This window comes from Pedobacter antarcticus, from assembly GCF_900103515.1.
Classification (GTDB): Bacteria; Bacteroidota; Bacteroidia; order Sphingobacteriales; family Sphingobacteriaceae; genus Pedobacter; species Pedobacter antarcticus.
On record NZ_FNGZ01000001.1, the window covers coordinates 38,587 to 62,882 of the forward strand.

Annotated in this window: 20 protein-coding genes and 1 other RNA gene; 11 read left to right on the plus strand and 10 right to left on the minus strand. The window is 41.7% G+C overall.

What is annotated here, in order from left to right:
• Window positions 1-41 precede the first annotated feature (41 nt).
• Genes BLR53_RS00180 through BLR53_RS00190 form a run of 3 tightly spaced genes read right to left on the minus strand, consistent with a single transcriptional unit; the run spans window position 42 to window position 4,282 of the window.
• A complete protein-coding gene (locus BLR53_RS00180; protein WP_081857499.1) occupies window positions 42-1,919 on the minus strand; it encodes a ComEC/Rec2 family competence protein in 1,878 nt (625 codons plus the stop codon).
• Complete coding sequence (locus tag BLR53_RS00185) at window positions 1,813-3,900, minus strand: helix-hairpin-helix domain-containing protein (RefSeq protein WP_143007787.1); 2,088 nt, start codon at window positions 3,898-3,900, stop codon at window positions 1,813-1,815. Before BLR53_RS00185 ends, BLR53_RS00180 begins: the two co-directional genes overlap by 107 nt.
• A gap of 46 nt (window positions 3,901-3,946) precedes the next feature.
• Window positions 3,947-4,282, minus strand: a complete 336-nt coding sequence (locus BLR53_RS00190) for a MerR family transcriptional regulator (RefSeq protein WP_037440231.1) — start codon at window positions 4,280-4,282, stop codon at window positions 3,947-3,949.
• Between the two features lie 116 nt (window positions 4,283-4,398).
• Between BLR53_RS00190 and alaS the strand changes: the two genes are divergently transcribed.
• Window positions 4,399-7,098, plus strand: a complete 2,700-nt coding sequence (gene alaS / locus BLR53_RS00195) for an alanine--tRNA ligase (protein WP_074586052.1) — start codon at window positions 4,399-4,401, stop codon at window positions 7,096-7,098.
• Between the two features lie 52 nt (window positions 7,099-7,150).
• Here the strand turns inward: alaS and BLR53_RS00200 are convergent, their stop codons facing one another.
• The 3 genes from BLR53_RS00200 to BLR53_RS00210 all read right to left on the minus strand — a co-directional run bounded on the left by BLR53_RS00200 (window position 7,151) and on the right by BLR53_RS00210 (window position 10,252).
• Window positions 7,151-9,121, minus strand: coding sequence for a heavy metal translocating P-type ATPase (locus BLR53_RS00200; protein WP_074586054.1), 1,971 nt, complete (start codon window positions 9,119-9,121; stop codon window positions 7,151-7,153).
• Between the two features lie 63 nt (window positions 9,122-9,184).
• Window positions 9,185-9,607, minus strand: a complete 423-nt coding sequence (locus tag BLR53_RS00205) for a Fur family transcriptional regulator (RefSeq protein ID WP_074586056.1) — start codon at window positions 9,605-9,607, stop codon at window positions 9,185-9,187.
• A gap of 120 nt (window positions 9,608-9,727) precedes the next feature.
• The gene (locus tag BLR53_RS00210) at window positions 9,728-10,252 is read right to left on the minus strand and encodes a hypothetical protein (protein ID WP_074587226.1); all 525 of its coding nucleotides are present in this window, start codon (window positions 10,250-10,252) and stop codon (window positions 9,728-9,730) included.
• A gap of 149 nt (window positions 10,253-10,401) precedes the next feature.
• Between BLR53_RS00210 and gatB the strand changes: the two genes are divergently transcribed.
• The 5 genes from gatB (at window position 10,402) to BLR53_RS00235 (ending at window position 16,532) form a co-directional block, all read left to right on the plus strand.
• Window positions 10,402-11,865, plus strand: a complete 1,464-nt coding sequence (gene gatB, locus BLR53_RS00215; protein ID WP_037440224.1) for an Asp-tRNA(Asn)/Glu-tRNA(Gln) amidotransferase subunit GatB — start codon at window positions 10,402-10,404, stop codon at window positions 11,863-11,865.
• 147 nt (window positions 11,866-12,012) lie between these two features.
• Complete coding sequence (locus BLR53_RS00220) at window positions 12,013-13,143, plus strand: TlpA disulfide reductase family protein (protein WP_037440222.1); 1,131 nt, start codon at window positions 12,013-12,015, stop codon at window positions 13,141-13,143.
• Between the two features lie 104 nt (window positions 13,144-13,247).
• Window positions 13,248-13,937, plus strand: coding sequence for a response regulator transcription factor (locus BLR53_RS00225; RefSeq protein WP_037440220.1), 690 nt, complete (start codon window positions 13,248-13,250; stop codon window positions 13,935-13,937).
• A 71-nt stretch (window positions 13,938-14,008) separates the two neighbouring features.
• On the plus strand, window positions 14,009-14,731 hold the full coding sequence (locus BLR53_RS00230; protein ID WP_037440218.1) for an RluA family pseudouridine synthase: 723 nt from the start codon (window positions 14,009-14,011) through the stop codon (window positions 14,729-14,731).
• Between the two features lie 10 nt (window positions 14,732-14,741).
• Entirely contained in the window at window positions 14,742-16,532 is a 1,791-nt protein-coding gene (locus BLR53_RS00235; RefSeq protein ID WP_074586058.1) for a chloride channel protein, read from the plus strand.
• A gap of 79 nt (window positions 16,533-16,611) precedes the next feature.
• On the opposite strand, the gene BLR53_RS00240 is transcribed toward BLR53_RS00235, so the two are convergent.
• The 4 genes from BLR53_RS00240 to BLR53_RS00255 form a co-directional block, all read right to left on the minus strand.
• Entirely contained in the window at window positions 16,612-18,015 is a 1,404-nt protein-coding gene (locus BLR53_RS00240; RefSeq protein ID WP_074586060.1) for a sigma-54-dependent transcriptional regulator, read from the minus strand.
• A 65-nt stretch (window positions 18,016-18,080) separates the two neighbouring features.
• An RNA gene (gene rnpB, locus BLR53_RS00245) (RNase P RNA component class A) lies at window positions 18,081-18,462 on the minus strand.
• A 24-nt stretch (window positions 18,463-18,486) separates the two neighbouring features.
• Window positions 18,487-18,906, minus strand: a complete 420-nt coding sequence (locus BLR53_RS00250) for a c-type cytochrome (protein WP_074586062.1) — start codon at window positions 18,904-18,906, stop codon at window positions 18,487-18,489.
• A 3-nt stretch (window positions 18,907-18,909) separates the two neighbouring features.
• Window positions 18,910-19,560, minus strand: coding sequence for an SCO family protein (locus BLR53_RS00255; RefSeq protein ID WP_074586065.1), 651 nt, complete (start codon window positions 19,558-19,560; stop codon window positions 18,910-18,912).
• 99 nt (window positions 19,561-19,659) lie between these two features.
• On the opposite strand from BLR53_RS00255, the gene BLR53_RS00260 reads away from it, so the two are divergent.
• The 5 genes from BLR53_RS00260 (at window position 19,660) to poxB (ending at window position 24,267) form a co-directional block, all read left to right on the plus strand.
• Window positions 19,660-20,661 (plus strand): beta-ketoacyl-ACP synthase III, encoded by a 1,002-nt coding sequence (locus tag BLR53_RS00260; RefSeq protein WP_037443357.1) that lies wholly within the window; start codon window positions 19,660-19,662, stop codon window positions 20,659-20,661.
• 2 nt (window positions 20,662-20,663) lie between these two features.
• Window positions 20,664-21,098, plus strand: coding sequence for a hypothetical protein (locus BLR53_RS00265; RefSeq protein ID WP_037443359.1), 435 nt, complete (start codon window positions 20,664-20,666; stop codon window positions 21,096-21,098).
• On the plus strand, window positions 21,098-21,715 hold the full coding sequence (locus BLR53_RS00270; RefSeq protein WP_074586067.1) for an SCO family protein: 618 nt from the start codon (window positions 21,098-21,100) through the stop codon (window positions 21,713-21,715). Before BLR53_RS00265 ends, BLR53_RS00270 begins: the two co-directional genes overlap by 1 nt.
• Window positions 21,716-21,813: 98 nt before the next feature.
• Entirely contained in the window at window positions 21,814-22,488 is a 675-nt protein-coding gene (locus BLR53_RS00275) for a superoxide dismutase (protein WP_074587229.1), read from the plus strand.
• 54 nt (window positions 22,489-22,542) lie between these two features.
• Entirely contained in the window at window positions 22,543-24,267 is a 1,725-nt protein-coding gene (poxB, locus tag BLR53_RS00280) for a ubiquinone-dependent pyruvate dehydrogenase (RefSeq protein WP_074586069.1), read from the plus strand.
• Window positions 24,268-24,296 lie beyond the last annotated feature (29 nt).

Here is a 24,296-nt window from a genome sequence, read left to right on the forward strand (position 1 = left end):
AATATGCCGTATTTTTTGATAAAAAATATGGGCTGAATAAATTATTTCGGGAAGATAAATACCTTTTTAATTCCCATGCTGTCTAAGGCAGGTTGAATATAGTATGCAAAAGTGGGGTCACTTTGATTAAGGTTAGTTATGATGTAAGCACGGTTGGCTTGAATATAGGCAAGGGTGGACGGATAGGGCGTGTTAAAATGCATCATTTGGCTTTGCTGGCGGATTGATACTTTCCTACATACGATTGTAATTTGTAGTAAAATCATCAGGGTAGCTATCCCGAACAGCCTGTTTTTAGCAGATCCTGGAATCAGTAATAGGATTAAAAGAAGATAAAGGATCGCTACCTGAAATTCGGTCGGCCAGAGTCTTTCAATGACCGGGTAGGGGAGATTGTTAATCTGTATAAGTCCTTCGTTTAGCAGTGTAATCTGCCACTCCAGAAAGATTGCAAGATACTGTGATTTCAGTATTATAACTAATATTCCACTATACATAATCAGCGTAACTGGTATGGTTATAAATATATTACTGATAATGAATGACATTGGAAACAAATGAAAATAGTATATGCTTAGTGGGGTGGTGAAAAGTTGGGCGGCAATGGAAAGGGATACGAGCTCTCCCAATTTTTTACTTGGCGGAGTTTGCCAGTTCAGCGCGTTGCAAATTAACGGGTATAGGTAAATGATGCCGGCAACAGCGAGAAAAGAAAGCTGAAATCCGATATCCCACAGCCAGTATGGATTATAGTGCAGCATACCAAATGCTGCAAGAAAGATCAGGTTTTGATAAGCAGACGTACGGCCCAGGGTTTTGCTGATCAGAAAGATTGATAGCATTACTGCCGCTCTGATTACCGAAGCAGCGTAACCAGTTAGGATTGTATAGAACCAGATAAGACTTAATAAAATAAATAACTTCAAATGTCTACCCGTTCTGGTCGTATTGAGGTGTAGCAATAGCCAGTCGAGTACAATATATATAATTCCTACATGCATACCGGAAACAGAGAGTACATGGATAGTTCCAGTTCTGGAGTACGCAGAAACCAGTGCCCTGTCCAGCTCTGCACGGTATCCTAGAATGAGTGTGCTCGCAACATCAACAGCGTCCTTTTTTACCAACAGCTTACGGTAAAGGTCTACCTGTTTTTTTCGCCATTCAACAGCGTGTGACAAAAGTTTATTCCCCGCCCGCTGGTTGAGTAGTAAAACATCTTTTTCTTCGATTAGATATTGATGATGAACTTTTTTTCTGGCGAGCCATTTTTTGTAATCGAACATACCCGGGTTGAGGGGGCCGGCAGTAAGTTCGTAATTTCCGGGTGCCCATAGAAGTTGCCCGAAACTCAGGTCTGAAAGTCGCATTTTAATTGGCTTTATCTTTATTAGAATCCGGCCTGACGCCTTCGTTCTCCGACCCTCTTTCTCTATTGATTTTACCATTGCCGTAAATTGAATTTGGCCGAAGGATAGGACTGGTTCCGTAAGAATTTCCAGCAACAAAAAATCCGGGTTTTTTTTGGAGAAGTGTTCGGAATTTGTGAGCTCATCATTGATCCTTCCTAAAATAAAACCATGCATTAGAACAAGGAGGCCAATAACAAAGAGGCTTCCATTCATATAATGTTTTATCTTAGTTGAGGTATGTAATAGGTTGATTATTATTAATGTAAAAATGTAGTATATTACCAAATAATCTTCAGGCAAATTTAATTTGGTAAAAATACTGTGCTGGGAAATGTAAATTCCAACCAAAAATTGCGGAATAATCCTGGCGAAAAAAGGAATTGATACTGGAGTGTCCATCCTAAAAAATATAGCGAACCTGGAGCCTCGTTTCACTCTTTTTACTGCCCTGGATCTGCTCCATTCCGGTACCTGTTTTTTCTTTGTCAGGCTGCCAGGTAAGGGCATATCTCAACCACAGTCTAAATTGACTGCTGATCCTAAAATTTATGTTGAGATAAGTTCTGAATCCTTGTCCCTGGTAAGGGACTGAGCTACCTGCAAAAAGCACATTGTTTTCATAACGGTAAATCCGGTTATCATAGGACGGGATTTTGAACCACGTTACGCGTATATTCCCTGCGAAGGGGCCGGATGCAACTTTATAATGCAGGTCGTGTCCCAGTAGAATGCCGTACCCCGCGGACTGCCGTCCTTTACTGTATCTTGTGATATCGGCCAGGTGTTTGAACCTCATGTGTTCACCCACCGGATAGGCTGCATCCAACTTTATTAATTGAACTTGAATATTGTCAAGAGCCGGTATTTTAAGCCCGGATTTTACGTTTTGCTCCCTCGATGACGATCTGTATTGAAAACTATATTCGGAGCCTCTGACGGGTCTGTAGAATAGTTTTACTGTGTATTCATTTCCTTTTGATGGGAGGTCTACTCTGTATTTGGCAAACGGAAAGCTGAAAAAGTCCAGATAACCGGCTATATTCCACTTATTGCTAGCGCGGTGGTTTATTCCGGTGTACCATCCCTTTTCGTTCATAGCGGAACTGTTTTTGCCAAAAGGCATACTGTAGAAGCTGTTATGATCTATACCATAATTACGAAAAACAACTACTGCTGAAGTAGAAGAACTAATAGCGGAGATCAGTCCTTGAATCCAGGCCTGTCCTCCAGGATGACTGTGGGCAAACTCCCCGAAAGTATAGGTGTTCAGAAAAGTATAGTTATAGTGAAAAGCGTAATTTTCCCTGAATGAGCCCTTGAAATTATTGGAACGGTATAATGCGTCTCCTGTAATAAAAGGCAGACTGTAAGCGCTCCTATACGCTGTAATCCCAGCTCTGAAAAACGGGCTGTTATATTGTGCTGCTGTACCGGTAACAGTCTCTTTAATTGCCCCCTTATTTCTTATTTCAGATTCAGTTCTGTGTAATCCACTGTTGCTGATATTACTGACTACTGCAGTTTTATTGGACAGATAACTAACGGAAGCATCTGAGTTCTTTATTGATATAAAACTAGTTAATAGTATGTTTTTAAATAATTTATATTCGAAAGAAACCCCTCTGAAGTAGTTTTGTTCCCCTGCTGAAAAGTAAGGTTGCAGACCCATATCCTTTTTTGCAGCACCAGCAACATCGGCTCCCCGCCCGAATGAAGTCCCGCTCCAAAGACTGAGCCCCTGACCAAACTGCAGGCTGTAATCACCTATAATTAATTTACTGATCCTCCCTTTTCCCGTATAAGTGATATTGGCAGAAATGAAATCAAATCCGGAAGGATTACTGCCCTTAAGGAATTGTTCACCCGGGTCTTTCTCCATCAGCAGCATGGCCTTAATTCCAGGCTCCAGGGCAAGCCTGTATTTAAGCAGCAGATGATCCGGGCTTCCTGAATAATAGGATTTACCTTTTTGAGTATAACCTTTTTTCCGCTGGTGAATTCGTGAGTGCCGCAAGATGAGCTCCTGGTCACTTTTATTGAGTAGGTCTTTGAATTGCGGAATTTTGCCTTCAGCCTGATCGCAGGTTATATAGGGGGAGATCTGTCTGATGAATTCCGGACTGAAACCACGAACTATCTGGAGCTCGGAGATTTCCTTAAGCGGACCATTTTTAAGGATATGCTGTAAAAGATCATAAACCTGAAGAGGCGTAAGAAAGAATATTTGAGAGAGCCCTTTCTCACCTGCTTGATTAAGGGCGATTGGTTTTTTGCGGAGTTGTTCGAGTTTTTGGGTCAATATGGCCAGCTGCTCTTCAGATTGCTCTTCTTCTCCCAACCAGGTATAAAAAGACAAGGCCTGTTCTGTTTCCTGTGCATAGCAGAACGAGCAGGTCAGGAACAGGAGGATCAGCGCCACTTGTCTCAGGCAAGGAAGATGGCTGGGAGCCATTTCGCTTAAGGGTGTGGTACATAACTTTGGCTTCATAAAAGCCAAAGTAATACCCTTAAAAATTATTTAGTTAACCTACTATTTATATTTCGTCGTTAAGCTTTACGAGGAAGTCCTTTAGCCGTTCCAATGAAGCGATGATTTTCTGGTTTTCTTTTACATCTCCACTATTGTTTTTCAGATGGTCTTTAGCACCTTTTAGGGTGAAGCCTTTGTCGTCTACAAGGTGAAAGATGATCTTCAGATTTTCTATATCCTCAGGAGTGAACAGACGGTTACCCTTCTTGTTTTTCTTAGGTTGAAGGACGTCAAATTCTTTTTCATAAAAACGGATCTGAGAAGCATTTACACCGAACATTTCCGTCACTTCCCCCATTGTGTAATACATTTTATTAATTTCCCGTTCCTTATATGGCATAGTTGATGATTGATTGTTAGTGGATTATGGCATTTATATAAAGCTTTCAAATGTAATGGGATTTTAGTAGAATACCGCAATAAAATTTTAATTTTGTTGTATATATTTTACTAGGAATGACAGCAAAAGAAATCAGAAAAGCATATTTAGAATTTTTCGAATCGAAACAGCATCAGATTGTAAATTCAGCACCTATCGTAGTCAAAAATGATCCGACCCTGATGTTTACAAATGCGGGTATGAATCAGTTTAAAGATATTTTCCTGGGAGAGGCGCCGGCACGTTATCCAAGGGTAACTGATACCCAGCGCTGCCTTCGTGTTTCCGGTAAACATAACGACCTGGAGGAAGTAGGTATTGATACCTATCACCATACCATGTTTGAGATGCTTGGTAACTGGAGTTTTGGTGATTATTTCAAGAAAGAAGCTATCGCCTGGAGCTGGGAACTTCTCACTAAAGTATACGGTATACCGGAAGATCAATTATATGTTTCAATTTTTGAAGGAGATGAAAAAGAAGGCTTGCCGCGCGATGAGGAAGCTTATGAAATCTGGAAACAATTTGTACCGGAAGACCGGATTATCCTCGGTAATAAAAAAGATAATTTCTGGGAGATGGGCGATACAGGGCCTTGTGGTCCTTGTTCTGAAATACATGTGGATTGCCGTCCTGAACTCGAGAGAAAGGAACTCTCTGGAAAAGAACTTGTCAATGCAGATCATCCTCAGGTAATTGAAATATGGAATAATGTATTTATGCAGTTTAACCGCTTGAAAGACGGTTCTTTACAGCCTTTACCCGCAAAGCATGTTGATACAGGGATGGGGTTTGAACGTCTGGTGCGGGTTCTGCAGAAGAAAGCTTCCAATTACGATACAGACGTATTTCAGCCGTTGATCCAGTTTATCTCTGCCAAATGTGGGATTACTTATGGAGCTGCTGAAAAAACAGATATAGCCATGCGCGTTATGGCAGATCATGTCCGCGCTATTTCGTTCGTCATTGCCGACGGTCAGTTGCCGGCGAATAATAAAGCCGGCTACGTAATACGCCGGATTCTGCGCCGTGCGGTGCGGTATGCTTATACCTTCCTGGATTTGAAAGATCCATTCCTGAACGAGCTGGTACCGGTATTGGCAGAACAGTTCAAAGGAGTTTTCGACGAGCTGTATCTGCAAAAGGAATTTGTACAGAAAGTTGTTCTGGAAGAAGAAATATCTTTCCTGCGTACACTGGCTACAGGTATCCACCGTTTCGATAATTACACAAAAAAACAAGGTGATTTTCTGATGTCGGAGAATGCTATAGATCTGGAGAAATCTTTCGAAGATAACTGGGTTTACAGTATCCTGAAAGATCAGATGGTTATTTCAGGTGCCTTTGCTTTTGAACTTCAAGATACTTACGGTTTTCCGATCGACCTTACCGAACTGATGGCGAGGGAGAAAAGATGGACCGTCGATATGGAAGAATATCAGCGTGCGCTGCAAGAGCAGAAATCGAGATCGAGGGCTGCGACTGCTATTGATACCGGCGATTGGATTACTATAAACGAAGATCCTGAAACCGAATTTGTAGGTTATGACTTACTGGAAATCGAAACCCGTATTTTAAAATACAGACAGGTAACTGCAAAAGGAAAAGAACAATATCAGATTGTCTTAAAGAAAACCCCTTTTTATGGTGAAGGGGGCGGACAGGTCGGGGATACAGGCAGACTGGAAGATCATAGTCGTATGTTCTCTGTTGATATTACAGATACGAAAAAAGAGAACGGCGTTATTGTTCATTATACTGATACACTACCTGAAGACCTGGAAGGTCAGTTTTGGGCTGTTGTAGATGAAGATAAGCGTCAACAGACAAATAATAACCACTCTGCTACGCATTTGCTACACGCAGCCTTAAAACAAGTTCTGGGGGATCATGTTAATCAGAAAGGGTCTCTTGTTAATCCGGATTATCTTCGTTTTGACTTTTCCCATTTTGCCCGTGTCACCGATCAGGAACTTGCGAAGATTGAACATATCGTTAATAAAAAAGTAAGGGAGAACATTCCTTTGCAGGAACAGCGTATGGTTGCCTATGATACTGCTGTAAATATGGGAGTAACGGCGCTGTTTGGGGAAAAATATGGTGATTTTGTAAGAGTAATTACTTTTGATGATCATTATTCGAAAGAACTTTGTGGCGGGACACATGTGCAGGCAACCGGTGAAATAGGATATTTTAAGATTATGTCTGAAAGTGCTGTAGCAGCAGGTGTGCGTCGTATCGAAGCAATTACAGCGAATAAAGCAGAAGCATTTATTATTGCCCAGGATCAGGAAATCAGTGAACTTAAATCTCTTTTGAAGGGTAATAAGGATCTTCCTGCGGCGGTTACGGCATTGATAGAAGAGAATTCGAAATTAAAAAAGGATGCCGAAAAAGTACTCATTGAACGTGCTGGAAACCTGAAACATGAATTAGTTCATCACATGAAGACCATTAACGGGGTTAATCTGATTGCAGTACAGGTAGATCTTCCACATGCCGACGCAGTGAAAAATCTGGCCTACAGTCTGAAAGAAATGGTTGACAATCTGCTGCTGGTGTTAACTACAGTTATTGACGACAAACCAGGGATTACAGTAATGGTTTCTGAAAATCTGGTTGCAGAAAAAGGATTAAATGCTTCAGCAATAGTAAGGGAGCTTGCGAAGGAAATTCAGGGTGGAGGTGGTGGACAGCCATTTTACGCGACTGCCGGTGGTAAGAATCTAGCTGGATTGCCTGCGGTAATAGAGAAAGCTGCAAAGTTGCTTATTTAGGCTAAATCTCAAAATAAAAATGGGGCTGTTCCAACCCGGAACAGCCCCATTTTTATACCTTCATATTTTGTATTCTCACAGCATTAAGGATCGCCAGCAGTGCAACCCCTACATCGGCGATTACGGCCTCCCACAAAGTAGCTATACCTCCTGCGCCCAGTATTAGAACAATGATCTTAATGGACATGGCCAGCGCAATATTCTGCCAAACAATTTTTTTAGTCAGGCGCCCGATCTGAATTGCGGTAACGATTTTACCGGGCTGATCATTCTGAATTACGATATCTGCAGTTTCAATAGTAGCATCGCTGCCTAAACCACCCATTGCAATACCAGCATCTGCAAGTGCTACAACAGGTGCATCGTTAATTCCGTCACCTGCAAAAGCAATATGACGTCCCGCTCTCTTCAGCTGCTCCAGCCGGCTTACTTTATCTTCCGGAAGCAGACCGCCATAGGCTTCGTCTATACCAAGGAGTTTGGCTATTTTATCCACTACAGACTGTTTATCTCCACTGAGCATTACCGTATGCAGTCCTTGTTTATGCATCTCAAGAATTGCTTCTGCTGCATCTGGTTTAAGTTCATCGGCAATCAGAATATGGCCTGCATACTGATTATCAATTGCAATGACGACTATCGTTTCTTCCTCGTCTTTTAAAAGCGCGGGGTAGCTCACCTTAAACTGATCAAGGAGCGCGGTGTTGCCAGCTAAAATTCTTTTACCATCTATTTCGCCACTGAGGCCTTTACCAGCTACTTCAGTTGTTTCCACCTGCAGGGGGATAAAATCTTTTCCCGCATAAGCCACAATGGCCCTGGCAATCGGATGTGTCGATTTATTTTCTACGGTGGCAGCAATTCTGATCAGTTCTTTTTCATCACCAGATACAGAGAAAACTTGCTGTACTTTGAACACACCTTTAGTGAGTGTACCGGTTTTGTCCATAACCACAGTGTCGATGGTTGTCATTACATCCAGAAAATTTGAACCTTTAAATAAAATCCCATTTTTACTGGCCAGGCCGATGCCTCCAAAATATCCCAGGGGAATCGAAACGACAAGGGCGCAGGGACAACTTATGACCAGAAACACCAGTCCGCGGTATAACCAATCTCTAAAGACATAGTCTCCCACAAATAAAAATGGTAGAAATACCACCATTACTGCCAATGCAAATACTATAGGCGTATAAACTCTGGCAAACCTGGAAATAAATAACTGTGTTTTAGATTTTCTGGAAGTAGCATCCTGAACCATTTCCAGGATCTTATTGAGTTTACTGTCTTTGAACAGCGCAGTTACCGTTACTTCGACGGCGTTATTGAGGTTAATCATTCCCGCCAGGATACGTTCACCTGTAATTTTAGTGTCGGGTTTACTCTCACCAGTTAAAGCAGCAGTGTTAAAGCTGCCTTTCGCAGATTTCAGATCGCCATCTAAAGCAACTTTTTCACCTGCCTTAATCACTATGATTTCTCCAATTTGTACGTCAGATGGTGCAACAACACCCTCTTTTCCATCTCTCAGTACTGTTACTGTGTCTGGTCTTATATCCAGCAAGGCTTTGATACTTCTTTTTGCTGAATCCACTGCAGAGTCCTGAAACCATTCGCCGATAGAGTAAAAGACCATAACGGCAACTCCTTCGCTGAAAGATCCTATAGCAAATGCGCCGATCGTTGCAACACTCATCAGGAAAAATTCGTTAAAGAAATCCAGTCTGATTGCTTTTCTGAAAGCGAGGTTCAGAACCTGATAACCGGAAAGGAGGTAGGCTACGCCGAAAATGAAGAATTCGATGAGCTGACTGAATCTGATTTTAAATCCATAATCAAGAACCAGCATTACCATAAGGATCGTTAAACCGCCTAATAAAGGAAGGTGAGATTTCCATCCCGGTTCACCGCCGCAACATCCGCCACCATGATCATGTTCGTCGGTATCGGTATGTACGTGTTTACTTTCTTCTTTATGGTCTTGCGTATGAGGAGTTTTATCTTTGGGGTCTGATGTACACATAGGAATAGGTTTTGCAATTATTTAATGCAGTAATACAAAAGTATTAAATAACGTAGCGCAATGCTATTGCAAAGTATAGCAGAGGTTGCAGGTTCCTTTGACCACAAGACTCACTTCTTCTTCATGAAAACCTTCGGGTAAAGACACCTGCGGTATCTGTGTTTTTGGCAGGCAGGAGGTTTGCTTACAGGTATTGCAGAAAAAATGTACATGAAGGTCGTGGTGATGCCCTGGATTGCACTCTTCCGCGCAGAATGCATATTTTGTGATACTTGTGCCGTCATCAATGTGATGAACCAATCCTGACTCTTCAAATTTCTTGAGCGCACGGTACACGGTGATTCTGTCACAAGGTTCCAGTCCTTTTTCCAGGTCAGTGAGGCTGATTGCCGAAGGCTGGTTCATCAGAAAGTCAAGAACCAGCAGGCGCATTGCAGTAGGTTTGATGTTTTTTCTTTCCAGAATTACAGGGAGCTCTTCGGACATTGATTTTTATTTTGAAATTATTAACACCAAATATCGGAATAAAAAAAAATGTTATTTACAATCTGATCCAGAATTGTAAATAACATTTAAATGTATTTTGGTTGCTTTAATATTTATTCTTTAGTGTCTGTCCCTGTGTCCGCGGCCGTGGTCTCTTCCACGTCCATGATCTTTGTGTCCTTTATTCTTCTTTTCATATTTGCGATAGTCAGAACCATTACCGCGTCCGTTATTACGGTAACGCTGGTTATAATTTCTATCGTGACGCTCGGTGTAAACTACGCCGTTAGGTCTCACCGTATAATAATTATTCACATACCTGGTCCGGTATGTATTGTGGTTTACCCAAGGTCTCGGAGAATTTATAACGATTGCCCTGCCGTTGTAAAGATCGTAATTGCGGTATCTTGATGGCAGTCGTTTAGCATGTATCCATCTGTTTCCACTCCGGTAAACAAACTGCCGGGTAGGCACATAGTAATAACTCTGGATGTCAGGGAGATAATAATAATCTACGTAGTCGTAACCCCGGGGCCCCCATTGGGGTTGCGAGCCGATGTTTACACTGACGTTAACCTGTGCTTTAGCTGGTTGAGCTGCCAGGGAAATCAATCCCAGTACAGCGACTAAAAGTAATTTTTTCATCAGATTTAATTTAAGTTTCAGATTGTGTGTAATCAAGCCTGTTCAAAGTTTATGCCATAATTATTATTCCCCCCTGTAAACCTGCTGGTTAACTTATTTGGTTATATTTGTTTGATTTATTAAGGGTTTTTTATAATTATCAGCGATCAATGATTAAGCATACTGCAGCGCCTGACACTACATTCGAACTGGTATCAGGATTAGAGATACATGTTCAGCTAAATACAAATACAAAAATATTTTCTTCAGATAGTGCAGCTTTTGGTGCCGGACCTAATGCACATATCTCTCCGGTTTCCCTGGCATTGCCGGGTGCACTTCCAAAATTAAACAAAGAGGTAGTAGCTAAAGCTGTCCGAATGGGCCTTGCTTTAAACTGCCATATTAATCAGACTAATTTTTTTGACCGTAAGAATTATTTTTATGCCGACCTGCCTAAAGGCTATCAGATTACGCAGGATAAATTACCCGTTTGCCAGAATGGATTTATTGATCTGACTCTTCAGGATGGCAGCGTAAAAAGGATCGGAATCAACAGGATTCATATGGAGGAGGACGCAGGGAAGAGTATGCATGATCAGCATGATCAGTATTCATTCGTCGATCTAAACAGGGCAGGGGTTCCACTGATTGAAATAGTCACCGAACCTGATATCCGTTCGGCAGAAGAGGCATCGGTATTATTAACAGAGATGCGTAAGCTCGTAAGACACCTGGAAGTAAGTGACGGTAATATGGAAGAAGGGAGTTTACGTTGCGATGCTAATATCTCCATCAGGGAAATAGGAAGCAGTACATATGGTACACGTTGTGAGGTGAAAAACCTCAATTCCATCCGAAATGTCCGCAGAGCAATGGATTTTGAGTTCAACAGGCAGAGAGAACTCATTGCAGCCGGCGGCGTAATACAGCAAAGCACTTTAACTTTTGATGCAGAACAAGGCACTACAGCGCCGATGCGAACAAAAGAAGAAGCAAACGATTATCGTTATTTTCCTGATCCGGATCTTCCGCCCATCTATATTAGTGATGAATGGCTGGCCCAAATGAAGGCGGCAATGCCCCTTTTACCTGCCGCTATCAGTGCAGCATTGCAACAGCAATACGGCATATCGGCAGCGGAGGCTACCATATTTGCAGAAGACAAGGAACTGATGCAATACTTCCAGGACGCTTTGCCAGGAGTGTCTGCACCTAAAACTTTAATAAACTGGTTAAGCGGGCCGGTAAGGGCATTGTTAAATGAACAGCACCTGACCATCGGAGCTTATCAGGTTAAACCTTTAGCACTGTCAGAGGTAATTACTCTGGTAGAATCCCGTAAAATAAATCAGCATGCAGCTTTACACCAGTTGTTACCAGAATTGCAGCAGCATCCGGAACACGGGGTGGCTGAAATTGCCGAAAAGCTAAATCTTTTTCTGGAAGATAATACAACTGAACTTTCTGGATTTGCCGACCAGGTACTGGAAAAATATGCGGCGCAGGCAGCAGCTTACAAAAAGGGCAAAAAAGGCGTCCTTGGCCTTTTCGTAGGAGAAGTGATGAAAATGGCAAACGGTAAAGCAGATCCACAGCAATTGAATCAATTATTACAGGAAAAATTAAAATAAACAGCGGCAGAGGGGACCAGTTTAGCCGATTTCAGTAATCACAATTTCATATTACAGAGAATGGGGGCCTGCAAGCCATATAAATTTGAACGGTCCTGGGCAAAAGCATATTTTAGAAACAAAAACTGATAGTAAAACAATCACATAATGAAATCAACAATTTTAAATCACTGGAAAAGCTTAAGTTTTATCTTATTCATCAGTTTGCTGGGCATGGCCTGCAAGGATGAAAGTAAATTTGAGATCAGCGGAAAATTTACAAATGCTCAGCCAAAAACAAAGGTTTATCTATTTGGTGTAGATAAAAACAGTGAAACACCCGTAGATTCTACCGTGCTTTCAGATAAAGGAGAATTCAGATTTACCAGAAGTACGCCAGATGTAGACTTTTTCAGGGTTAAGATAGACAACAGCGAATATATGTTAATTGCCAAAAACGGTGATAAGATACAGCTGTCAGCGGATCTGGCCGATCCGACCTTAGTTTACCAGCTTTCGGGTGCAGAAGAAGCAGATAAACTAGAAGAACTTAATAAAAATAAAAATAGGTATACGGCTAAGATTGCCGCTATTCAGGAGCAATTTGAGCAGACGGTAGCTAGTCAGCCACATAATCGTGAGGCAATAGTAAATCAGATGCGTCCTGCGCTGATTAAAGAAAATGAAGGCCTTGTAGATTATATTTTGAAATTTGCTACGGATAATACCAACTCGCTTGCAGGTTTTTATGCAATCAACTCACTTAATCCGGGAGATTATGAGCAGGAGCTGATCGCTTATGCGGATAAAATAAAAAGTAAATTCAATAATAATGCTGCTGTCACTGAATTTCTGGTACGCATGACTAAATTGAAAGCTGTTCAGGTTGGACAGGTTGCGCCAGACTTTACCATGAACAGCATGGAGGGAAAACCTGCTAAGCTTTCTGAGTTTAGAGGTAAATATGTGCTATTAGACTTTTGGGCATCATGGTGCCAGCCTTGTAGAATGGAAAACCCAAACCTGGTTAAAGCGTATCAGCAGTTTAAAGACAAGAACTTCACTGTAGTAGGTGTTTCATTAGATAAAGACCCGGCTGCCTGGAAACAGGCCGTTATCGCTGATGGATTGAACTGGACTCAGCTAAGTGAATTAAAAGATTTCGACAGCCCTACAGTTAGATTATATCAGATTGACGCTATTCCAAGTAGTTTTCTGTTAGATCCTTCAGGAAAAATCGTCGCTAAAAATTTAAGGGCTGACCAATTGGTCGAATTCTTAAGCAAAACTTTACGCTAATCCTAAATTCAGGTTAACCTAATGCTATACTTAACAATTTGTTAACCTGACTTTAACTTTATATTGTAACTGATTACTTAATTTCGTAACAAATATTTAAAGACATGAGCGCCGTAAAACAAAAGATCCTGATTGTAGATGATGAACCAGATATCCTGGAACTAATTGAATACAATCTGAAAAAAGAAGGCTATCAGGTTTTCCTGGCCAGTAACGGGCAGGACGGAATTACAGTAGCCAAGAAAGTACACCCTGATTTAATCATTCTGGATATTATGATGCCGAGGATGGACGGAATTGAAGCCTGCAGATTAATGCGTGCTATTCCGGAGTTCAAAAATACGTTTATGGTATTTCTGACGGCAAGAAGTGAGGAGTATTCAGAAATTGCAGGATTTAATGTAGGTGCAGATGATTATATAGCGAAACCGATTAAACCAAGAGCGCTTGTTAGCAGAATCAATGCTATTCTGAGAAGAAATAGCAGTCAGGACGAAGTCTCAGATAATAAGGTGGAAATTGGCGATCTGGTTATCGACAGGGAAGCTTACCTTGTTTTTCAGGCAGGAGAAAAAGTAGTGCTGGCGAAAAAAGAATTTGAATTGTTATATCTGCTGGCTTCAAGACCTGGAAAGGTTTATACCAGAGAATCGATCCTTAAGAATATATGGGAAGATTCAGTAGTAGTAACCAACCGGACAATAGACGTGCATATTCGTAAGCTAAGAGAGAAACTTGGCGAAAATTATGTAGCGACTGTCAAAGGAGTGGGCTATAAATTTGAACTTTCGTAATCAATTGCAATCTGATGTCCGATGCTAAAGGATGAAATTGTACTTTTGTATAGTTTTATAAATCGACACCATTGAAATATCCTTCCTTTAAAGACCTGATCCTATTTGAAGACGATCATCATATCGTTGTAAACAAACCGCCATTCGTTGCTTCGCTGGATGAACGTGGCGGTTCAGGCGAAGTTAATATCCTGCGCCTCGCCAGACAATACTCGCCCGATGCGCAGGTGTGCCACCGTCTCGACAAAGAGACTTCCGGTGCAATTATTATTGCCAAGACACCTGAAGCGTACCGTTCGGTATCTATGCAGTTTGAGAAACGCAGGGTTAATAAAACCTATCACGCTGTTGTAGATGGTTTGGTTACTTTCAAAGAGCTGTTTATCGATCTGCCAATTCTCAACGACGGGAACCGCAGTGTTACCATTGACCGCAAAGAAGGTAAACGGGCGGAGACTATTTTCAACTCCATTAAATTCTATAAACATTATACATTGGTGGAATGCAAACCGATTACCGGCCGTATGCACCAGATTCGTATTCACCTGGCGACCCAGCGTGCGGCAATCTGTGGTGATTCCCTTTACCGGGGTAAACCTGTTTTCCTTTCTGCAATAAAAAAAGGGTACAGAATTGCTAAAGACGATGAGGAACAGCCTATCATGAAGCGATTTGCTTTACATGCACGCCACCTTGTATTTAAAGGTCTGGATGAAAAGGAGATTGTTATTGATGCACCTTATCCAAAAGACTACGCAACGCTGATTAAGTTGTTGGATAAATTTGATTCTTAAGAATTAGCTTATGTACGCCAAACTGGTTAATTATCTGGATGCTATTAATCATTACCGGAAAACGAAGATTTCCAACAGGAATTTCCTTGTCTTAGCCGCACTGGTTGTGGGGGTCCTTGCCGGTCTTGCCGCTGCATTACTAAAATCCATTACCCATCATATCGAAGACTTCCTGCAGGATGGTTTTCACTGGGAATACAAGTATTATCTCTTTATCATCTTCCCTTTTATCGGAATTCTGCTATCTGTTATGTATGTGCGCAGATTTATCCGGAAGGGCAAGTTTGAAACAGGGCTGACTCCTCTCATCTACACGATTTCCCAAAAATCAAGTAGGGTAGAGCCACATAATATCTATTCTCAGATTATTACTGCAGCGCTCACTGTTGGTTTTGGAGGGTCTACTGGTTTGGAGGCACCTATAGTTACCAGCGGCGGCGGAATTGGTTCCGCAGTCGGGAGGTTTTTAGGCTTATCCTACAGGGAAACGACTATGTTGCTTGCCTGTGGAGCTGCTGCCGGAATCGCGGGTGCATTTAATAGTCCCATTGCAGGGATCGTATTTGCAATTGAGATTTTGCTGCCTGAATTTACCATACCTGCATTTATTCCTTTACTGCTGGCATCAGCTACGGCTGCGGTGGTAGCAAGGTTCTTTTACAACGAACAACTGTTTTTCCTGGTCACTGAAGGGTGGCAGTTTAATGCATTAATTTGGTATGTACTGCTGGCTGTTCTGATTGGCTTGTTTTCCATTTACTTCAGTAAGATAAATTACTTTGTGAAAACATCATTCTATAAGATCAAGAATCCTTATACGAAAGTTATTGTTGGTGGTGCACTACTCGGGATTATGGTTTTTCTGTTTCCAACATTATACGGGGAGGGATATATAACTATCAAGAATCTGCTGGGGGGTAATTACAGTTCAGTGATCACCAACAGTATATTCGCTTCTTACAGTAATATGCCTGCCGTTATTATTGGTTTCACGATTATCACTGTATTCGCGAAGTCAGCAGCTACTTTAATTACTTTATCTGCGGGAGGTAATGGAGGTACATTTGCACCCAGTTTAATTATGGGTGGTCTGATCGGATTTGTAATGGCCTTTACCATTAATACCTTGGGTATTGCACATGTAAACGTGGCTAATTTCATTGTTGCCGGCATGGCTGCATCTTTAAGTGCAATTATGCATGCACCATTAACTGGTATATTCCTGATTGCAGAAATTACTGGTGGTTATGTGCTGATGGTACCTTTAATGATCACCTCGGCAATTGCTTATCTGATTAACCGGAGTAAGAGTAAATATTCTATCTACACGCAGGCTTTAGGTGAAAGCGGCGAACTAATGTCCCATGAAGACAAGGATACGCTGGTGCTGCATATGATGAAGCTGAAATATCTTGTTGAAAAGGATTATGTTGTCCTGTATGAAGATGAGCTGATCTCAGAACGTTTGCCGGAGATTTTGCAGTCTAAAAGAAATTTATTCCCTGTTATTGCCCAGGATAAAACTTTTCGTGGAATGATCTCTGTTGAAGACGTGTTGAAGAAAGCCATTAATAACCCCGCCAGTTCTGGTTTGAGCGTTAAGGAGTTAATGCAAACAGCACCAGATGTGATCTACATGAGAGATCCGATGAAGACGGTTCTTAAAAAAATGGAAAAGGAAAATGCCTGGTTGCTACCGGTAATCGATGAACGGGAAGAGTTTGTAGGATTTGTTTCCAAGACAGCGATCTTTAACAAATACAGGGCGCTGCTCAGCAGACAGGCCGATTATATGGAATAAGAAAGATAAAAACAAAAAAGCGTTTCCGGATATCCGGAAACGCTTTTTTGTTTAGTATTCCCTTCAGGGAAATTTATAATTATTCGGTAACCCTTTTGAGGCCGAACTTCTCTATTTTACTATACAGGTGACTACGCTGGATATCGATATCATCTGCTGTTTTTGATACATTCCAGTTGTTCTTCTCCAGTTTGAATTTAATATACTCTCTTTCTGCGTGATCCTTATAATCCTGGAAGTTGTTGAAGCTGTCATAATCAGGCGTAGCAGCTGTAATCTGAATGTTATTGCTCTGACTTCCTGCGGCGCCGATATTCGTTCCACCGCCTGGATTGGCAAATGCAGTAACTTCATATTCAGTAATGATCTTATCACTTAATATGATCAGCCTTTCGATCATATTATGCAACTCACGTACGTTTCCTGTCCATGGTAAATTTTGTAAAGCAACCATACCGGCATCACTGATCTTTTTAACTGGCATACCATAATCTTTACAGATGTCTTCCAGGAAGCTGAGTGCGATCTCCGGAATATCCTCGCGGCGTTCGGTTAGATGAGGTACATGTATATTAATTACATTAAGCCTGTGGTAAAGATCCATACGGAAGTTTCCGTCTTCAATTTCCTTCATCAGGTCTTTGTTTGTTGCTGCAAGTACCCGAACATTTACTTCCAGTTCTTTCTCTCCACCTACGCGGGTTATCTTGTGTTCCTGCAACGCACGAAGTACTTTTGCTTGTGCAGAGAGGCTCATGTCACCAATCTCATCAAGAAAAAGTGTTCCACCGTTAGCCAGTTCAAATTTACCGATCCTCTGTTTTACGGCTGAAGTGAAAGAGCCTTTCTCATGGCTAAATAATTCACTTTCAATTAATTCCGACGGAATCGCTGCACAATTCACTTCAATAAGCGGACTTTCACTTCGTTGCGACTTCTCATGCAGCCAGCGGGCTACAAGTTCTTTACCACTACCATTTGCACCTGTAATCAATACCCGGGCTTCTGTAGGGGCAACACGTTCAATTGTCTCTTTTATTTTATTGATATTTTCCGAGCTGCCGAGTATATGACGTGTTTTACTCGCTTTTCTTTTCAGTACTTTGGTTTCTGTAACCAGGTTGCCACGATCCAGTGCGTTGCGTACTGTAATCAGTAACCTGTTCAGATCCGGTGGTTTGGAGATAAAGTCGAATGCTCCTTTTTTACTGGCTTCAATTGCTGTTTCCACAGTACCATGACCAGAGATCATGATAAACGGTAGGTCCGGACTGTGGGCAAGTGCCTGTTCCAGCACTTCCATACCATCCATTTTGTTCATCTTGATATCACAGAGTACCAGATCGAATTTCTTTTTCTTGATCAGGTCTAAGCCATCTACACCATTGTCTATATCTTCTACTTCGTAGTTTTCATATTCCAGTATTTCTCTCAGTGTACTTCTGATCGCGCGCTCATCATCAATGATTAGTAGTTTTGCCATAGGGTTATCCAGGTGTGTCCGAAAACGAATATATTCAGAAATGTCAAATAATAAGGAAATAAATTAAAAAATGCAAGCCTGTAAGCCGGGTTCTGTACCTTATTGCTAAGGCTTCTACCATTAATCTACTATAAATGTCGCCATTTATCTCTAACGACCTACCCACTGACATCGGACGAGCAGCCCTACATACGTCAGCCTATTTGGTCTTTCAACTCCCGGGGTTTACCAGATCTCCGGTCACCCGGAAAAATCGTGAGCTCTTACCTCACGTTTTCAACCTTACCTGTGCCTAAGCCATCGGCGGTTCATTTTCTGCGGCACTTTCCATAATTCAGGTATTCATTCCTAAACCTCTTCCCGTTAGGAAGCGGGATGCTCTGTGTTGCCCGGACTTTCCTCTTTAAGTTGCAAAGCATTACTTACAGCGATAGAACGGCTTGCATTTTGGGCAAAGATATAAAAAAATGGCTATTTACAGTTCCCCAGGTCAGTAGTAACCTGTTCGGTGGTATACATGCCCTGTTGGTGGCCGAAGCCATTGGTAATATATACGATAACCTGTGCCAGATCAATAGTAGCCAGGTTTAGCGGCTCCATCTTGCCCTCATATACTTTTCCGTGGACAGTAAGTTTTTCTGAGACTCCGTTTTTAATATAACAGGCCAATTTCTGTTTATTGATTTTCATGAAAACGCTGTCTGTCAGCGGGGGAATCAATTCGCCCAGGCCTTCACCTTTAGTCCCATGACAATTCTGGCAATGGTTGATATAAAGATCTCTGCCATTGACATAGTAAGCGTCCTGCTGAATTGTTTCAGCAGTCTGGCAAGAGTAAAACATGCCGGAAAAAATCAGGACAGTTAAAAAAAGGATTGTAAGTTTACGCATGATTTATTTCTTGTATTCATCCAGCAGTACAGGAATATCCTTACGCAATTGTTCCACCTGCTCCGGATTTGTACCGTCATAAGCACCTCTGATTCTTCTGTCTTTATCGATCAGAACCAGAAATCCCTGGTGGACATAGCCTTCACGGTCATTGCTGTCAACCTGAACGGCGACGAGATAACTTTTTTCCGCTATTGTATAAATACTGTCCTTTGGGCCGTAGACAAACTGCCATTTAGGATCGTATACATCCAGCTTCTGCGCATATTTTTTCAAGACTGAAGGCTTGTCATATTTGAAATCAATAGTATGGGAAAGGAACATCACGTCAGGATTGCTTTTAAAATCCTGAAATAAAGTTTTCATATTCTTATGCATGATCGGGCAGATACTGGTGCAGGATGTGAAAAAGAAATCTGCAACGTATATTTTACCCTTGAACTGATCATTGGTTATCATTACACTATCCTGATTCAAAAATTTAAAGTCAGGAATAGTCTGGTAAATAGTGTCTACGGTAAATCCGTCTGCTTTTGCAACTTCTTTTGTATCTCTGACACCATAAATGGGCAACTTTCGTTCTTCTTTACAGGAAGCCGTTAATAACACGGTACCAAGTAGTAAAGCAGAAAAGAAATGTAATGGATTGTTCATAATTGTAAGAATATGCCTGCAAAGGTACACTACTCTTAAAATAAAGTGTAACGTACCTGTAAATATTTCTTAGTTTTGTGCGCAGAATTTAATGCTTAAATGAGAAAGAGATATAATGCTGTCATCACAGCTTTGGGTGGATATGTACCGGAGACTATACTATCAAACCACGATCTGGAAAAAATGGTGGATACCAATAACGAATGGATTATTTCACGTACGGGAATTCAGGAAAGAAGGATATTGAATGATGATTCTTTAGCCACTTCTGACCTGGCTACGCTTGCAGTAAAACGCCTGCTCGAAGATAACCATGTAAATCCGGAAGAAATAGAGTGCGTTATAGTCGCAACTGCAACACCTGATTATATTATGGTCTCCACAGCTAGTATTGTTTGTGAGAAAGCCGGTCTGACCAAAGCATGGGGCGTTGATTCCAATTCAGCATGCAGTGGTTTTCTGTATGCACTGACTCTGGGCGCAAGTTTAATCGAAAGTGACCGCTACAAAAATGTAATTGTAATAGGTGCAGATGCGAACAGCACGATTGTAAACTATGAAGACAGGAATACCTGTATTCTTTTTGGCGATGGTGCAGGAGCAGTATTGCTGGAACAGACTGAAGAAGAAGTCGGTCTGATAGACAATGTATTTAAAACAGATGGTTCCGGAAAAGAACACCTGATCGTTACCGCCGGTGGATCGTTACACCCTTCTTCGCCGGAGACACTGAATCAAAAACTCAATTATATTTCACAAAACGGCAGAATTGTTTTCAAGGCTGCTATTGAAGGAATGACTCAGACCTGTACAGAAGTACTGGAAAGAAATGGTCTGGATACAGCCGATGTAAACTGGCTGATCCCGCATCAGGCAAATTTACGAATCATACATGCAGTAGGAGATAAGCTCGGCCTGCGCGAAGATCAGGTTAAAGTTAATATTCAGCGTTATGGTAATACAACCGCTGCAACTATTCCTTTGTGTATGTGGGAGTTCCAGAAAGACTTTAAAGAAAATGACACCTTATTACTGACAGCTTTCGGCGCAGGATTCTCCTGGGGAGCCAGCTACCTGAAATGGGGTAAATTAAGAAAATAGAGATGAAAAAACTGATTATAGCTGCTTCCATAGTTGGAATAATGTTTTCCTGCAGTCAGCCGGTAGATTATAAGGCTGAACGTGACCAGGTAATGAAAACTCATGATCTGGTTATGGCTGACCATGGTATAGTGGTGAAGAATCAGATGGCTATCGATTCCCTTTTACAGAATCTGGGCGCTTTAAAACAACGTTTCCCTACGCTGGACATTGCACGCGAAAAAGTACTGATGGAAGAAAAGGTAGCCCGGCTTAAGGCGGCGGAAGAACTAATGAATGATTGGATGCATCAGTTTGAGCCAGATATTGAGCAGAAATCAAATGAAGAAGCTGCGGCCTATTTCAAAGCGGAAAATATTAAGATCAACCGGATCGACAGTCTTTATAAGGCAGAGATATCCGCGTCAAACTCTTATTTATCTGCTTTCAGAGAATGATGATGAAAAACCTAATATACCTGGGACTTCTTGTTGCATTTTTAACAAGTTGCCAGCAGGAACAGAAACGTTTGCCTTATTTGCAACAGGAAATTACAGGCACCGATACAACATACAGATCTATTCCTGATTTTAAGTTTCTGAATCAGGACAGTGCGGAAGTCACCGGAAAAGATTTTGATAAAGCTATATATGTAGCAGATTTCTTCTTTACATCTTGTCCGACAATCTGTCCGATCATGCACCGGAACCTTTTAAAGATCTATAAAAAGTACGAAGGAAACCCAGGTGTAAAACTCGTATCTCACACGATTGACTATAAATATGACACCCCTTCCCGGATGAAAACCTATGCCAGTAAACTCGGTGTACAAGGAACGCAATGGGAATTTCTTTGGGGCGTACGGGATTCGGTTTATAATATCGCTGAAAAACATTATCTGGTGACTGTAGGAGAAGATAAAGCTGCTCCCGGAGGTTATATCCATCAAGGTTACCTTGTGCTCGTAGACAGGGAGAAACGTATCCGCGGAGCATATGATGGAACAGTAGATGCACAAGTTGATCAATTGATGAAAGACATGGATATTTTATTGGAAGAGTATAAAGGCAAATAGCATAATTTGAATTCTGTCAGTCATGAACCCTTTAATACAGGTTCATGCAAACAAAATATATAGCAGGGGGTTTTATTATTAAAATTAATAAAACCCCCATGAAGCTATTCAAAAATATCATCCCCGTAATTTTACTGCTCACGGCCTCCCATAGTGTGAGTGCACAATTTAAGCTGGCACCTCTGCCTTATGCTTATAATGCCCTGGAACCTGCTATCGACAAGGAAACCATGGAGATTCACTACACCAAACATCATCAGGGTTACGTTAATAATCTGAATGCAGCGGTAAAAGGTAGTGCAGCAGAGGGCAAGTCTCTCGCCGAGATTTTAGCCTCTGTGTCTTCTTATCCTGCGGCTATACGTAATAATGCAGGTGGACATTATAATCATACAATGTTCTGGCAGGTAATGGGTGCAAAACCTAAAGCGCCTTCAGCTGCTTTTCTAAAAGAAATAGACCAGACTTTTGGTTCCCTTGATAAATTCAAAGCTGCATTTGCAGACAGTGCCGCAAAACGTTTTGGTTCTGGCTGGGCATGGCTTATAGTTCAGAATGGTAAGTTGAAAATTTCCACCACGCCTAATCAGGATAATCCTTTAATGGATGTGGTGAAAGAGAAAGGTACTCCAATACTTGCTTTAGATGTATGGGAGCACGCTTATTATCTTAAATATCAAAATAAACGCCCTGACTACATTACTGCCTGGTGGACCGTTGTCAACTGGGAAGAAGTAGAACAGCGATATAATAAAGTAGTTAAAAAATCTTAAAAACCACCTATGAAGCCGCCCCCTTCGGGCGGCTTTTTTTTAAAGTTCAGATTTATGGCAAAGACAGTAGCAGCTCAATTCGTTGAAATTTTAGAGCAGGCAGGAGTTACAGCCGTTCATGGTGTCGTAGGCGACTCTTTAAACGGTATTGTAGAAGAAATCAGACAATCAAAAACCATTAAGTGGGTACATTACCGGCATGAAGAAGCTGCTGCCTTTGCGGCGGGAGCAGAAGCACAGATTACTGGTAAACTAGCGGTCTGTGCCGGTAGCTGCGGCCCGGGTAATATGCACCTGATTAATGGCTTATATGATGCACATCGTAGTAATGCGCCGGTACTGGCTATTGCGGCGCATATTCCGAGTGAACAGATAGGGACAGCCTATTTTCAAGAAACAAGACCGGAATCCCTTTTCCGGGAATGCAGCTATTATTGCGAAACTATCGCTTCTGCAAGACAGATGCCAAGAGTGCTTCAGATCGCTATGCAGCATGCAGTTGGGCAATCTGGTGTAGCCGTAGTCAGCATCTCCGGTGATGTCGCTATGGAAAAGGCACCTTCTGATCAGCTTGAACATCAAATCTTCCATAATAAACCAGTTATCAGGCCAGCAGATGACGATCTCAGGAAACTCGCTACATTAATTAATCAGCATAAAAAAATCACCTTATTATGCGGTGCAGGCTGTGCTGGTGCCCATCAGGAATTATTAAGTCTGGCAGCGGCAGTTAAATCGCCGATCGTCCATGCGCTGCGCGGTAAAGAACATGTGCAGTACGATAACCCTTACGATGTAGGAATGACTGGTTTAATCGGGCTTACTTCTGGTTATCAGGCTGTCGAAGACTGTGAACTGCTCATTATGTTGGGAACAGATTTTCCATATAAAGAATGGTATCCACCTAAAGCTAAAATTGTACAGTTGGATATACGCCCGGAAAGACTGGGCAGAAGATGTAAGCTCGAGATGGGCCTGGTCGGTTCAGTTAAAGAAACACTTGAAGCCCTGTTACCATTGATTGACCATGCTCAGGACAATAGTTTTCTTCATAAAAGTCAGGAGAGATATCAGGACAACCGTAAGAATCTGATGAAACATGCACAGGCTGTTGAAGGAGAGGCAATTCATCCGGAATATTTGACAAGATTGTTAAGTGAACAGGCTAGTACAAATGCCGTTTTTACTGCAGATGTAGGTACACCATCTGTATGGGCAGCCAGATATATCGATATGACTGCCGGAAGGAGGCTTATTGGTTCTTTCAATCACGGTTCCATGGCTAGTGCAATGCCACAGGCAATCGGTGCCCAGCTAACTGACTTGAACAGACAGGTCATTTCCTTATCAGGTGATGGTGGTTTTGCAATGATGATGGGTGATATCCTCACTATCCATCAATATGATCTTCCTGTAAAACTCGTTATCTATAATAATAGCTCATTAGGTTTTGTTGCCATGGAAATGAAAGTAATTGGCATGCCACCATTTGGAACAGATTTAAAGAATCCAGATTTCGCGAAAATGGCAGAAGCGATTGGAATCCGGGGAATCAGGGTGGAGAAAGCCGAAGATCTAGAGGCCGCTGTTGCAGCTGCACTGGCACATCCAGGTCCGGTAGTTCTTGATGTAGTAGTCAATCAGACTGAACTTTCCATGCCACCTAAAATAGATTTGGAGCAGGCTAAGGGATTTGGAATTTATATGTTAAAGCAAACGCTGAAAGGGGATGGGAAGGAAGTATGGGATACAATCCGTTCGAATTTTTTAAGTAAATAGGGGGATAAGGATTTCAGGAGTATATTTGA

What these genes read in the sequence shown, in the direction of transcription:
- BLR53_RS00180 (WP_081857499.1), bottom strand. Translation starts at nt 1,919, where the DNA reads ATGCCCTTACCTGGCAGCCTGACAAAGAAAAAACAGGTACCGGAATGG.
- BLR53_RS00185 (WP_143007787.1), bottom strand. Translation starts at nt 3,900, where the DNA reads ATGAAGCCAAAGTTATGTACCACACCCTTAAGCGAAATGGCTCCCAGC.
- BLR53_RS00190 (WP_037440231.1), bottom strand. Translation starts at nt 4,282, where the DNA reads ATGCCATATAAGGAACGGGAAATTAATAAAATGTATTACACAATGGGG.
- alaS (WP_074586052.1), top strand. Translation starts at nt 4,399, where the DNA reads ATGACAGCAAAAGAAATCAGAAAAGCATATTTAGAATTTTTCGAATCG.
- BLR53_RS00200 (WP_074586054.1), bottom strand. Translation starts at nt 9,121, where the DNA reads ATGTGTACATCAGACCCCAAAGATAAAACTCCTCATACGCAAGACCAT.
- BLR53_RS00205 (WP_074586056.1), bottom strand. Translation starts at nt 9,607, where the DNA reads ATGTCCGAAGAGCTCCCTGTAATTCTGGAAAGAAAAAACATCAAACCT.
- BLR53_RS00210 (WP_074587226.1), bottom strand. Translation starts at nt 10,252, where the DNA reads ATGAAAAAATTACTTTTAGTCGCTGTACTGGGATTGATTTCCCTGGCA.
- gatB (WP_037440224.1), top strand. Translation starts at nt 10,402, where the DNA reads ATGATTAAGCATACTGCAGCGCCTGACACTACATTCGAACTGGTATCA.
- BLR53_RS00220 (WP_037440222.1), top strand. Translation starts at nt 12,013, where the DNA reads ATGAAATCAACAATTTTAAATCACTGGAAAAGCTTAAGTTTTATCTTA.
- BLR53_RS00225 (WP_037440220.1), top strand. Translation starts at nt 13,248, where the DNA reads ATGAGCGCCGTAAAACAAAAGATCCTGATTGTAGATGATGAACCAGAT.
- BLR53_RS00235 (WP_074586058.1), top strand. Translation starts at nt 14,742, where the DNA reads ATGTACGCCAAACTGGTTAATTATCTGGATGCTATTAATCATTACCGG.
- BLR53_RS00240 (WP_074586060.1), bottom strand. Translation starts at nt 18,015, where the DNA reads ATGGCAAAACTACTAATCATTGATGATGAGCGCGCGATCAGAAGTACA.
- BLR53_RS00250 (WP_074586062.1), bottom strand. Translation starts at nt 18,906, where the DNA reads ATGCGTAAACTTACAATCCTTTTTTTAACTGTCCTGATTTTTTCCGGC.
- BLR53_RS00255 (WP_074586065.1), bottom strand. Translation starts at nt 19,560, where the DNA reads ATGAACAATCCATTACATTTCTTTTCTGCTTTACTACTTGGTACCGTG.
- BLR53_RS00260 (WP_037443357.1), top strand. Translation starts at nt 19,660, where the DNA reads ATGAGAAAGAGATATAATGCTGTCATCACAGCTTTGGGTGGATATGTA.
- BLR53_RS00265 (WP_037443359.1), top strand. Translation starts at nt 20,664, where the DNA reads ATGAAAAAACTGATTATAGCTGCTTCCATAGTTGGAATAATGTTTTCC.
- BLR53_RS00270 (WP_074586067.1), top strand. Translation starts at nt 21,098, where the DNA reads ATGATGAAAAACCTAATATACCTGGGACTTCTTGTTGCATTTTTAACA.
- BLR53_RS00275 (WP_074587229.1), top strand. Translation starts at nt 21,814, where the DNA reads ATGAAGCTATTCAAAAATATCATCCCCGTAATTTTACTGCTCACGGCC.
- poxB (WP_074586069.1), top strand. Translation starts at nt 22,543, where the DNA reads ATGGCAAAGACAGTAGCAGCTCAATTCGTTGAAATTTTAGAGCAGGCA.